This is a genomic window from Vibrio hepatarius, assembly GCF_018860525.1.
Classification (GTDB): Bacteria; Pseudomonadota; Gammaproteobacteria; order Enterobacterales; family Vibrionaceae; genus Vibrio; species Vibrio hepatarius_B.
The window spans coordinates 132,873-145,698 of sequence record NZ_JAHKPM010000051.1 but is presented as its reverse complement, the minus strand read 5'-3'; the positions used below and the strand labels follow the sequence as shown (position 1 = coordinate 145,698).

Below are 12,826 nucleotides of genomic sequence, written 5' to 3'. Positions count from 1 at the left end.
CATCTAAGCGGAGAAGAGCCGTAAAAGTATCTTGAAGCGTTAACGCTAGTATCTATTGAAGGTTTTCTTTTATCCTATCAAACCAACCACAGACTTCTTCATAAGCTCCAAGTTGTTTGAGATCCTCGGTTGTAACAAGCGGGGCAGCTTTTTCGGATAGAATCCTTTTTATCGACCCTGCACCTTCACCTGCTATTTCATTATTGCCAGCAGCCTTTAGCTTCTTCAAAAATATCGATAAATCCTTTGGAATATTCTTGTGTTTCCATATATTTTCCCAACCATCATCTAAGAGAATGAACTCATCGTCAATAGGGTAAACTTCTTTAAACAAGCGGGGATGAATATAATTTTCTACCTCTAGCATATTGGTTAATGTAGCCCAAGAGCCTTCTCTCTGGTTAACTTGATCGACAGCAAGCTGGTACTTAGATACATCATTGTCATAAATATGAACTTCAGGCTTATTCAGTTTAGCTAAGTAGTTGTTATTAACCCAATGCATTAAAGTGCCACCGCCTAAGCATATTGTTAATATGCGCTCATCGTTTTTCAAGTCTAGATCGAATAGTTTGCCCATATGACTAAAAAATTCAACATCAGTTGGCCCTTCCAGACAAAGGATCGTTTGCACACCTAAGTTATCTATTGAGAGCGATACGTCAGGTAACATGCCTAAAGTATTTGCAATAGCCTCCAAGTTTTCTTGACTCCCTTTACGAACAATAGTGGAGCCATCTATTCGATCAATAAATCGGATTTTATCTGTGTTCACCAGCCCCGCCAGCGACGGGCTATGCGTTGTAATCAGCACTTGAGTATTAGAATTTTCCGATAGCTCTACAAGAGCATTAAAAAGTTCAACCTGCCATGTTGGGTGCTGTGATGTTTCGGGTTCTTCAATTGCGTAGATAACGTTACGCTCTTCTGAGTTCTTACGCTCTGCTTCCGCACGGAAGTAGTTAAGCAAAATTAACCGCCTTACACCACTCCCTCTTTTATTGATCGGAATGCCATCGTCACAGTTGAATGAGAACGAAAATAATGACTCCCAAGGCTTGTGGGTCATTTCAGGAGAAAGAACATCGGCAATCTCTGGACTCATCTCCTTGAGTTTTGCTAATGTATTGTGTCCTAGTTGTTCAGCTTTGTTTCTAATTTGCTCTTTTACATCTTCAAGCTCACTCTCTAATTGACTAATGGCTGTTTTTGTTATGGCTTTGAGAGGGTCTTGAACTTCTTTATCTGAGTCTTTGTTTGCACGGTCAGATTGAAAAATAAAGAACAACGGCAAGTCTAACTTTAATGACTCCCAAACTTTCTTCCCATCCTCTTTATCAATAGGGATTTCTATAACAGAAAAATCATTCACATTTTCAACACCGTATATTGCTTGACGGATGGAAGAGCTTTTATGCTTCCTGACTTCGTTGACATCAAGCTTGTCTTGATAGTCATCTAAAAGTTTCTTTAAATCTGCAATTTTCTGGGTTATCAGAGGAGGGCTAAATGCAGTTGGGTAGTTGGCAACTAGATACGTTTTTAGGGATGTTGCCATTAGTTTATCTTTTGAACAATCCCATACTTTCTTTATAGATAGATTGTTGTCACTGTCTAGAAGATACTCCTTTTTCAGGTCTGTTGGTACAGTATCTATCGTGTATTCCTTATCTTCAGGCTTGAAGGAGACTTGAATTGACATGAAGTCTTGACCAGCCGAATGAACATTGTGGTCGTTAATATCTATTTTCACCGTATCATTATTGAAAAATATCTCTAATGCTTCGAGAAGCGTAGATTTACCGATGTCATTTTTACCAATTATCACATTAAAATTTTCATCAAAATTAACAAACACATCCCTGTAACCACGAAAATTTTTCAACGTCAATTTTGTAATCTTCACCCCGTACTCCTTTAGCCAATGAGAGAAGAAAGATGAGGGCAATCCTCATAACGCTATGACAAACGCTCAACCAACCTTTATAGTGTAATAACCCAGAGCGATGATCAACTAAATGCATAATGAGGCATTAGATAAGTTAGGTCAATGAACAGATAATTCGATCTTAGAGATCAATTACTCTAACGCAGAAAGGCGCAAAACCACGACCAAGATACAAAGCGGCCCCAACTCCACACTGCAAACCCCATCACAAAACCACAAATTTCCGCTGAGGGTAGAAACCGTCACTTTCACTAGCCTTACGATCTCCTTAAACACCCTTCTAAGCAAATACACTATTGAGTCAGTTACTTTATCAGCCTCTTTCAACGTTCACTCAGTGGTTTAGCGCAGTGATGATTTCCACATAACTTGTTACAGTTAAGCCATTTAATATGCATTTAGATTGATTACCCGCAGTTGTTGGGTCACAAGAGTGAAGCGGTATGGCGAATGATATTGAGTTTACCTTTGAGGTTTCAGGTTTTTTAGGGGCGTTCAAAGTAGAAAGTTTTCGGGTGACGGAAGCCCTGTCTACCCCGTTTGAAATGAGCCTCACCGTATTGTCTGAAAATGATGGCATTACCTTTGATGCGCTGAGCAGAAAAACCGGCGTGCTGAGTGTGTATGGCCAAGGCGCGGCGGCGGCTCGCCAGTTTAATGGCACTATTTCAGAGCTAAGTTATTTAGGCTCTGGGCGACGCTATTCTCGCTACCATATCACGCTGGTGCCGCAGCTTTGGTTTTTGACCCAGCGCCAAGATTGCCGCATCTTTCAAAACAAAACCGCGCCAGACATTATTCGTGATGTCTTTGATGATGCGGGGATGAGCGATTACCGCTTTGAACTAGCCGCTCAATACCAAGCAAAAGACTACGTTGTACAATACCGTGAAAATGACCACCACTTTGTGCAACGTCTTTTAGCCGAGCATGGCCTGTGGTTTTACTTTGAGCACAGCGACGCGGGGCATACCATGGTGATTGTGGACAGTAATGATGCCATCCCTGAGCTGATTAGCACGCCACTTAATGCGTCTTATCTTGGCCCTATGCTGTTTCAGTCTCAAGGTGGCGGCGTGTCAGATAAAGAGCACATTTTCGACTTGGAGCAGGTACACCGCGCCCTCACCAGTGATGTGAGTTATAGCGATTACAACTACCTCACGCCGAAAATACCGCAAAACAAAACCGCCCAAGATGGCGTGAATACAGATTTAAAACGCTTTGATTACCCAGGGCGCTATACGTCACCTGATTTTGGCGGCCTGCGCAGCAAAGAATGGATGTCGGAATACGCGGTAGATAGCCACCAAATTCAGGCATCTAGCAATATTATGCGCTTGGCATCGGGGCTGAGCTTTGATATTAGCGAGCACCCTCGCTCATCAATAAACCGTGACTACCTGATGCTCTCGGTCATGCACCTTGGTGAAAACCCACGCGTGCACGAAGAAGAAGGCTCAGATGCCCCAACGAACTACCAAAATCAGTTTGTCTGCTTGCCGCGGGATGTGACCTATCGCGCCCCCAAAATGGCCTCACCTGTGGTCGATGGCACGCAAACGGCTGTGGTGGTTGGCCCTGCGGGAGAAGAAATCTACACCGATGAACTTGGGCGGATTAAAGTACAATTTCACTGGGACCGCTATGGCCAAAGTGATGAACACAGTTCATGCTGGCTGCGAGTGAGCCAATCCATGGCCTCGCCTAATTGGGGCGCAGTGTATTTGCCCCGCATTGGACATGAAGTGGTGGTGACCTTTTTAGAAGGTGACCCAGACAGACCACTTATCACAGGCGCCGTGTATAACGGTTTACACAAACCGCCTTATGAATTGCCCGAGCACAAAACACGCACCGTCTTTCGCACTCAAAGCCACAAAGCCGACGGTTACAACGAAATGCACTTTGAAGATGAAAACGACCAAGAAAAGATTTACTTTCATGCTCAAAAGGACATGAAAACCGACGTGCTGAATAATCGCTACCGAGACATAGGTAATGATGAAGAGCTTGAAGTGGGTCGAAACCAAGAAAATAGGGTCCATGGCGATCGCAAAGAAACCATTCATGGCCATAAAACCTCAGAGACAAAACAAACCTTTAAAGAACAAGTCGACCAAGACGTAACGGTAACTTACAACGCCAATGAGCAAAAACAAGTCGCAAAAGATCAACACCTATCGATTGATGAAAACCGCCAAACCAAAATTGGTAAAGATATGTCTTTGCAGATCGGCGGTAAAGCTGCTCTTGCTGTTTTAGAGGGATTATCAGCCAATATCGGTGTGGATGACTCATTGCAAGTGGGCGGCAATTTTAACGTCGATGTACAAGGCAATACCTCTTTTCGAGCCGATGGCGGCACAACGATTATTTCTGGAGATGAAATCAAAGTTCAAGTCGGCTATGCAGGATTAATTCTAAAAAGTAATGGTAATATAAAGCTTTACGGCTCTTCAATTACCATTGATGGTGCGGCTCAAACGACAATAAACGGCGGAAAAGTGGCAATAAACCCAGACAAAGGAAATGCAAGGCTTAATGTCGCGCCGCCTTATGAGTCTTTTATGCGTTACAACCAGCGTATTGTGTTGCAAGACCAAACCACAGGGGCGGTTCATGCCAACAAGGCGTACAAACTCGTGTTTGAAGACGGCAAAGAAGTGATTGGAAAGACTAATGCTAAAGGGGAAACATCCTTGATTAATAGCCAAGATTTAGAATCCTCGTTTGATATTTACTGGAGAGAAATATAATGAATGACGACATGTGGATTCATGCCGGTAGCTCAAAAACCACCGATGCCAAAGATAAAGAGCCAGTAGTGATGCACGCCCCTGCGGGCAATATGTTTTGGGCCGATGATCAAAGCGGGCAAAACCTTGATATTCAATTTGCGGTCAATGGCAAAAAAAGCCCTTCTCTACCTAAAGAATTTACGCCAAGGGCCACTTTGATCCGCAATACGGTTGACGAAACCTGCAACTCGTTAGAGCTGTATTTAAATGGCCAAAGTCACACTTTAGTGGAGCGTGTTCCAACAGAAGCCATCACAGCCCCCGGCGATTTAAGAGCCGCGTTCATGACGTGCCCAGTAAAATCAAAACCATACAAGCCGATGCTAACTGTTGATGAAAATAGTGACAACGAATATCTCAATATCTATAAGGCAGATGATTCTCTCGATTTACCTGAGAGTAAACTAGGAGAAACCTATCATATTGATGATATGCCAGAACCCGTCATAGCCGCGATATATGAAACTCTCAGTAACAATTCTCTTATACAAAATACTGTCGCAACAGCCCTAAATGAAGGGACAAACCAATACCAAATTTTTGATTACTATAAAGAAAAATATGGCTATGAGGCTGCTAAAGGATATCTGAAAGAATTAATTGCAGAAGGCCGCTTTACGGTTATAAGAGTAAAACAATGGGGAGGAAAACTAGGTATAGCATTCAAAGGAAATGCAAGAACGCGACGCTTTCTTACCTCTATTAACTACGGAATTACCCATGATAAAGTATCTGTTTTAAAAACTTATGTCGAAATATCAGCGGGTAACGGCCTGAAAAACACCACTAGTCAGATATTTAAAGAAGCCATCCCATGGAAGGGAGGTAATATTATTGGATTCGTATTTGCTACCTCATTTGATGTGTATGATTTTTTTAAGAAAGACATTGGAGAACAAAACATTGCTGAATTTGCAGGAGCGTTAGGAGTAACAACTCTTAAAGTTGCTGCCGCATCATTTGGGGCATTAGGTGCTACTGCGTTGCTTATAGCTGCATTCACGACATTTCATCTAACGCTGCCTTCGCTATTAGTTTTAAGCTTTGGCTTGTTGGCTACAATCGTTATCGGTTACGCAATGGACTACCTCGATACAAAATACTATTTGAAAGATAGTACAAAGGCTTTTTTGAAAGAAGCTTTTCCAGACTTAACTACAGAAAATATACTTAATCACTTCCTGTCTGACAGCGTAGCGAAAGGTATACGTGAACAAGAAGATAAGATAAATCAATACATAGGAGAGCATGCGATGCAAGGCTCTGGAATAATGGGCTTTTAGGGAGATTAATTTTGGAAAATAGAGCGGTAACTGAGAAGTTAAAAGTATTGAGGGCCTGTTTTTTTGGTTTCTTTGCTATTTTTGGTTCAATACAATGCTTACTTTTTTTTGACGATGCAAGTATCTATGCAAAACTACCTATTATTGCCTATTTCACATTTTTTATTATTTCTGGATTATTTATCCTAAAAGTAAGTTTTTATAAAACAATACGTCATTTCACGGAGTTTTCAATTGTTATTATTATATTTTTCATATACTCCTTATTGAACTTATTTATTTCCCCAATAACAATACAATCTACATATATTTATGATATTTATAGCTTGTTCTCAATTATAATACTTATCTCTCTATTAATTGGTATAACACTCAGTAGATACCTCTCAATAAGAAAAGATTTTAAAGACACACCATACAAAATACAGATCAGAGACTCAGAGATAGAATTAAAGTCGATGAACTTTTGGTCAGAGCTAAGCCTCAAAAAAGCATTGTGGCTAGAAAAGCCTATTAAATCTCTAAAATACGGAATGTCTTACTTTATTATTTTTGTAGGAGGTTCGGCTTCAGGTCTTTCTTTAGCCATTGCAGAAGGTCTAAAGCGTTCTGATTGGCTTAGTTCCTCCATTAACACTCACGCTTTTCTCTTTTTTACTCTTGGAGTTCCTGTTGCTCTTGCAAGTGGTATCTTGTTGTATCCTCTACTTTCACACTTATACCGTTGGCGTAAACTGGTCAAAGAGATTAAGCAAGAATATGGCAGTTACACCGTTCTACTAAACTTAGATAACAAGCCTTATTCTGAGTTAAAAGCAGATCTTGCCAAAAACCTCTGATTGGACTGCTTCATGTTTGAGTTTTAAGAGGAAATCATGGACATTAATTCGGAAAGAAACCGGGTATCTGGCTTAAGAAAAAGCATTCTATCTATATTTGCAATTTTCTCCTTTTTCGAGATTATTAATTTTAGATAACGTTTTTACATTAGCCACATTACCTATATTATTATATTTTATAATATCACCGGTTATAATACTAAAAATATGCCTTGTAAATTATACTTACATTAAAAATCACCCTATTGAAAACATTACATTAATAATACTATATTTTTTATATAGCTCATATAATTTCATATTTTCATCTGTTTTTATCAATGTTAGAAATACGTTTGACACCCACTTCATGTTATCCGTCATCATGTTTGCATTTTTAATGATAGGTATTATTTCTGGCAACTTTTTCAAAAAAGATAGAGATGTTAATTTATTTAAAAAGGAAACAATTATAAGGGGGAATGAAATAGAACTAAGGAAATTTAACCCTTGGGCTGATCTTAGTCTTGATAAAGCACCTTGGTTAAGAAAACCACTTAAAGGTCTTCATTATGCTGTTGCTGTTTTCATCCTACTTATCGGCGGTTCTGCCGCAGGCCTTTCTATTGCTATTGCAGAGGGTTTAAGGCGATCAGGTATTTTAGGTGACGAAATAAACACCTATGCTTTCTTATTTTTTATTATGGGCGTACCAATAGGAATAGCAATAGGTGTTGTTATTGCTCCACTTCTTTCATACTTATACCACTGGCGTAAACTACTCAAGACGGTAAAAAAAGAACACGGCAGCTACACTGTTTTGTTGAACTTGGAAAAGAAACCCTACTCTGAGCTAAAGCAAGGGTTGAGTGAAGGTTAAAGTGGAAATTTATTCAGATGATGATTATAAGGCTGAATGTATAAGGTCAGATTTGATAATTACTTCCGTAATAATGGCGTTATTTCAAATCGCATATGCTTTTTTCGATTCGCAATATTATGCTACTGTTTTCTGCTGGTTAGCATTTTTGAGTGTGATATTTTTTCAAAGTTTTCTTTACACTCGTTTTGGGATAGAGTTTCTAAGAAGAAGAGTTTCTTCACGAGCAATATTAATGGGTTACTTTATCATCGGCCTGACAATGTTCATGCTAAGCTCAGTAATAGTTCATTCAAAAAAAGTCTTTGACCCCATCTTTTATATGTTTATATTGCTGATATTATCATTACTATTGGGGATATTAGCTGGATTGTTTTTTAGTGACAAAGCCATATTATTTAATAACAGCAAATACGTCAAAATTAGAAACAACGAAATAGAGATAAGAAAGATTGATCTTTTCGGAATTTTAACGCTAAAAAGAATGCCTTTTCTTAGAGCACCATTAATAAAGTTTCGAAATATTATCTCTATTTTAGCTGTGCTTATCGGCACTGGCGGTGCTGGCATTGGAATGGGGATTGCGGAGATGCTTAAGCGGTCAGATGTACTTGCCCCTGACATGAGTGTACATGCGGTACTATTTTTTAGCGTTGGAATACCACTTCTGTTTGTACTTGGAATATTAATATACTCTACAATGACATACTTATCCGAGTGGCGTAAGTTAGTCGCGAGCATAGATAAAGAGTATGGTGAACATGTGATAATCTATAACTCCAAAAAGAAGTCGTATAAGAAGATTAAAGAGATAATGGCAGAGAAAAGCCTTAATACTAGCTGCGAAGGATAACTGTGGGAGTAAAGGAGTAAATATATTATGCCAGAAGTGGCGGAGACCCCAGCCACATCTCGGCACACAAGTCACTCGCTGCGGCTGCTTCCTTCCGGATCTGACCGAGTTCACGAGCTATTGTTGCGAGAGGACCAGAGCCTCCATAGATTCGTCACCTTAGCATTGCTAAAGTGTAGGGAGATTATGTGTCATCACCTTGGTCAATTCAAGCAAAAAAAACAAAATACGGTGCATTTCCTATTAAGTGCTTAGGAGTTAATCAATTCCTCTAAATAAGAAGGTATTTTCGCCATTTATTGCACACCAAAATCTTACCCAGCGAACACCGTGTTTATAGGGGAAGATTCACAGCTCGGTTTCCTCATCAAAACTACGTAGTACGTAATCTGTCATCCAAGCGGCGCCAAGCAGACAAAACCAAACCACAAATACAGGATTGGGAACATCGAACCAAGGCGTGACAACCAATGTAGCGAAACCCACAGTGGGTAGAGTCCAGCACAAAAGTTTACCCCAGTTAAACGTCTTTAACTTTGCCATGCTTTGTACACAGCCAATAATGCCAGTCAAACACAAAGCAACCACAACTGAGTCGCTTGAACCTACGAACCACAAAGGTACTATCAAGACTAATGCCCACCAGCAATATTTATCACTCGAAGGCCAGCCTTGTACTGCCCACCAGATAACGATTACCGACAGTGCTTGTACTAACGTCACCATCGGCTCTCCTGCCAACTTCCCTCCAGCTTGGGTAACCATAACGCCGACTTGGAGCGTTACCACAACCAGAGATACAGTCACCAACACACCAAAGCTACTTCGTTTGGAAAATACAACCATAAGCAATGGAAATAAAATCCAATGACTGAGTGAAAGAGAAATGGGTTGTTGGGGTAAGGTCATACCATAGGCCGTGACAGCGGCTATCAATACGATGCCACCAATGACTCGTTGCGGAAAGACCCATAAAACAGGGATTAGCAACGCTAACAATGTGACTTCTTCTTTAGTTAAGCTAATCGTCAATACGCATACTACTGCTAATAGACTTGTGATCAAAAACTGAAAAGTAGAAAATACCATGCCCTCTCCTTATCCATTCCTTGGAACAATCGAACTAGGACAAAATCAGTATGGACCAGTTTTTGATACAAATCTTTGCGGTAATTCACCAAATTCCATGTGGAAAAGTAACTACTTATGGTGAGATTGCCAAATTGGCAGGATATCCTGGGTACGCTCGCCATGTAGGAAAAGCATTAGGAAACTTACCCCAAGGCTCGACTTTACCCTGGTTTAGAGTCATCAATAGCCAGGGTAAAATATCGCTTAAAGGAGAAGATTTAGTTCGCCAAAGAGAGTTATTGATTACTGAAAATATTGACGTCACTTTAGATGGGAGAGTTTCTTTAAAGAAATACCGATGGCAACCTTAAACAGCACCCTAATCATCCAAAACAAATCTTAGTCATATTAATTGTTCCTAATAAAGCAACCGTGCTAAATAAACCTAAAGTGGGATAAATAACCACCTAATGTGAAAAAAATATTTACATCATTTTCATCTTAATTAGCTGTTTAAGTTATCAGTTTATGCTTAAAATGATCCTATATTGACCAAAATGTTAGGGTGTGAAATGAGTCAAGCTTTAGGCGAACTACTTGAGTTATTGAAACTAGAAAAGCTAGAAGAAGGCCTTTTTCGGGGTCAAAGTGAAAATCTCGGCTTACCTCAAGTGTATGGCGGACAAGTGATTGGTCAAGCGCTCTCGGCTGCACGATATACAGTCGATGATGACAGGACAGTCCACTCATTTCACAGCTATTTTCTCTACCCTGGCGATCCAGAAAAACCCATTATTTATGATGTAGAAACTCTGCGAGATGGACGCAGCTTTAGTACTCGCCGAGTCAAAGCGCTCCAATCAGGTCGACCGATTTTTTACCTTACCGCTTCATATCATGGCGAAGCGCCCGGCTTTGAACATCAAAACACCATGCCAGATGTAGCAGGACCTGAGAATTACCTGTCAGAGCCTGAACTTGCAAAAAGTATCGCTGACCAGTTACCCAACAAGCTTAAGGCGGCATTTTGCAGTGAAAAACCCATAGAGACTCGACCAGTTAAAGTGGTCAACCCTCTCAAGCCACATAAAGAAGATCCTAAACAATACTTGTGGATTAAGGCAAATGGAACAGTGCCAGATAACCAGTTGATTCACCAATATTTACTCGGCTATGCGTCTGACTGGGGCTTTCTGGTAACCGCATTACACCCGCACCAAGTCTCTCTCATGACCCCAAAGTTTCAAGTTGCCACCATCGACCACTCTATTTGGTTTCATCGTCCATTCAAAATGGACGAGTGGTTACTTTATGTCATAGAAAGTCCTACAGCCAGCAACACTCGTGGATTAGTACGCGGGGAAATCTACAATCGTCAAGGCGATTTAGTTGCATCAGCGGTACAAGAAGGCGTGATGCGATTTAAATAGTTGCCGTTTAACCAATAGGTAACGCTGTGGTGTATTTTAGGGGTTCCATCGCAAACGTTGATGTGACGTTAGATATTCCAGCAACACTGTTGACCAGTTTTTTATAAAAGTTATCAAAGCACTGCATATCTTTAACCTGCACCTTCATCATGTAATCATACTCACCAGCCATACGATAAAACTCCATTACCTCGGGGAATTCACCCGCAGTACTCACGAAGTGCTTATACCATTCGTGAGAGTGATCGCTGGTCTTGACTAATACGAAAGCAGTAAAAGATAAATTGAGTTTATCTGGGTTTAGCAGCGCTACACGTTTTTCTATAACTCCAGATTCTTCTAACTTTTTTAGTCGCTTCCAACAAGGTGTGGTGGTCAAATTGACCGCCTCTGCTAAGTCATTAAGCGATAAAGTACTATCTTGTTGCAACAAAGCTAGGATCTTTCTATCAACTTTATCCAGTTCTATACTCACACAATTAAACCTAGTGAAAAAATTTTCTCCAAATAAAGCAGATGTGCAGAAGATAAGCAAAGCTTTTCTCTTATTTTGTAGGTAAAATATTAGCTTTCAGAGGCCAAGGATGGTGTAGCATGTGTAAAAATCACGATTGGATTAACAACGCGATAAAAAAAATTGAGGCTGACTTTCAAAGATCAGCAGATACACACCTCATTAAGCTCGATTTACCAAGCATAAGTGGCATTGATATCTATCTTAAAGATGAGAGCACGCACCCAACTGGTTCTCTTAAACACCGCTTAGCTCGTTCGCTTTTCCTATATGCCCTTTGTAATGGTTGGGTCGGCCCTAAAACAACCATCATTGAGTCTTCTTCTGGAAGCACCGCCATTTCTGAAGCGTATTTCTCGCGCTTGATTGGCCTACCCTTCATTGCCGTGATGCCAAAGTGCACCGCGAAAAAGAAAATCGAACAAATTGAATTTTATGGTGGCCAAGCCCATTTAGTTGAACGTTCAGATCAAATCTACGCAGAATCACACCGACTGGCAGGTGAACTCAATGGCCACTACATGGATCAGTTTACCTATGCAGAGCGAGCGACAGATTGGCGAGGAAACAACAACATCGCCAATTCTATTTTCAGTCAAATGCAATTAGAGACTCATCCTGTGCCTAAATGGGTAGTCATGAGCCCTGGTACTGGCGGCACCTCTGCAACCATAGGGCGTTTTATTCGCTATCAGCAACATGCCACCAAACTTTGTGTTGTGGATCCTGAGAATTCAGTGTTCCACTCATTTTTTGACAATGGTGACCCTACTATAACTAGTAATCACGGTAGCAAGATTGAGGGGATAGGAAGGCCACGTGTCGAGCCTAGCTTTATTCCCGGTGTGATTGACGAGATGCGCACTATTCCAGATGCAGCTTCTGTCGCGACAGCTCACTGGCTTGAGAAAATACTTAGCCGAAAAGTTGGCGCTTCAACCGGAACCAATCTTTATGGGGCTCTACAACTGGCCAGTGAAATGAAGTATCGAGGAGAAACAGGTTCTATTGTCACTCTCCTGTGTGATAGCGGGGAACGTTACCTAGATACTTATTTTGACACTAACTGGATTAAGCAAAACGTTGGTGACTTACAGCCTTACCTCAAAAAATTAAGCCAATTTGAAAAAACCGGTCAAATTTAACCCACCCGCTTTTAATTAAACGCCGCCCAACTGGCGGCGTTGCTTTGCTAATTGACTACAGTATTTTCTTCCAAGAAATATTT

General features: G+C 40.7%; 11 protein-coding genes and 1 other RNA gene. 8 read left to right on the top strand and 4 right to left on the bottom strand.

Annotation, left to right across the window (positions count from 1 at the left end; all coding sequences use genetic code 11):
• Positions 1-52 precede the first annotated feature (52 nt).
• Positions 53-1,906 (bottom strand): ATP-binding protein, encoded by a 1,854-nt coding sequence (locus KO511_RS15105; protein ID WP_215988232.1) that lies wholly within the window; start codon positions 1,904-1,906, stop codon positions 53-55.
• Between the two features lie 485 nt (positions 1,907-2,391).
• On the opposite strand from KO511_RS15105, the gene tssI reads away from it, so the two are divergent.
• The 5 genes from tssI (at position 2,392) to KO511_RS15080 (ending at position 8,583) form a co-directional block, all read left to right on the top strand.
• Positions 2,392-4,707 (top strand): type VI secretion system tip protein VgrG, encoded by a 2,316-nt coding sequence (gene tssI / locus KO511_RS15100; protein WP_215988231.1) that lies wholly within the window; start codon positions 2,392-2,394, stop codon positions 4,705-4,707.
• Positions 4,707-6,032 (top strand): hypothetical protein, encoded by a 1,326-nt coding sequence (locus KO511_RS15095; protein ID WP_215988230.1) that lies wholly within the window; start codon positions 4,707-4,709, stop codon positions 6,030-6,032. Before tssI ends, KO511_RS15095 begins: the two co-directional genes overlap by 1 nt.
• 11 nt (positions 6,033-6,043) lie before the next feature.
• On the top strand, positions 6,044-6,871 hold the full coding sequence (locus KO511_RS15090; protein ID WP_215988229.1) for a hypothetical protein: 828 nt from the start codon (positions 6,044-6,046) through the stop codon (positions 6,869-6,871).
• A 364-nt stretch (positions 6,872-7,235) separates the two neighbouring features.
• Entirely contained in the window at positions 7,236-7,730 is a 495-nt protein-coding gene (locus KO511_RS15085; RefSeq protein WP_215988228.1) for a hypothetical protein, read from the top strand.
• 1 nt (position 7,731) lies between these two features.
• Complete coding sequence (locus KO511_RS15080; RefSeq protein WP_215988227.1) at positions 7,732-8,583, top strand: hypothetical protein; 852 nt, start codon at positions 7,732-7,734, stop codon at positions 8,581-8,583.
• Between the two features lie 43 nt (positions 8,584-8,626).
• On the opposite strand, the gene ffs is transcribed toward KO511_RS15080, so the two are convergent.
• Together ffs and KO511_RS15070 are read right to left on the bottom strand one after the other, a co-directional pair.
• Positions 8,627-8,723, bottom strand: an RNA gene (gene ffs, locus KO511_RS15075) — signal recognition particle sRNA small type.
• A gap of 208 nt (positions 8,724-8,931) precedes the next feature.
• Positions 8,932-9,672: a hypothetical protein gene (locus KO511_RS15070; protein WP_215988226.1), complete on the bottom strand. Its 741-nt coding sequence runs from the start codon at positions 9,670-9,672 to the stop codon at positions 8,932-8,934.
• Positions 9,673-9,722: 50 nt separating this feature from the next.
• On the opposite strand from KO511_RS15070, the gene KO511_RS15065 reads away from it, so the two are divergent.
• Entirely contained in the window at positions 9,723-10,025 is a 303-nt protein-coding gene (locus tag KO511_RS15065) for an MGMT family protein (protein ID WP_125323251.1), read from the top strand.
• Between the two features lie 201 nt (positions 10,026-10,226).
• Positions 10,227-11,084, top strand: a complete 858-nt coding sequence (gene tesB / locus KO511_RS15060) for an acyl-CoA thioesterase II (protein ID WP_215988225.1) — start codon at positions 10,227-10,229, stop codon at positions 11,082-11,084.
• A gap of 7 nt (positions 11,085-11,091) precedes the next feature.
• On the opposite strand, the gene KO511_RS15055 is transcribed toward tesB, so the two are convergent.
• Positions 11,092-11,559, bottom strand: coding sequence for an Lrp/AsnC family transcriptional regulator (locus KO511_RS15055; RefSeq protein ID WP_354668167.1), 468 nt, complete (start codon positions 11,557-11,559; stop codon positions 11,092-11,094).
• Between the two features lie 119 nt (positions 11,560-11,678).
• Here KO511_RS15055 and KO511_RS15050 point away from each other — a divergent pair, with 119 nt between their 5' ends.
• Complete coding sequence (locus KO511_RS15050) at positions 11,679-12,743, top strand: PLP-dependent cysteine synthase family protein (RefSeq protein ID WP_215988224.1); 1,065 nt, start codon at positions 11,679-11,681, stop codon at positions 12,741-12,743.
• Positions 12,744-12,826 lie beyond the last annotated feature (83 nt).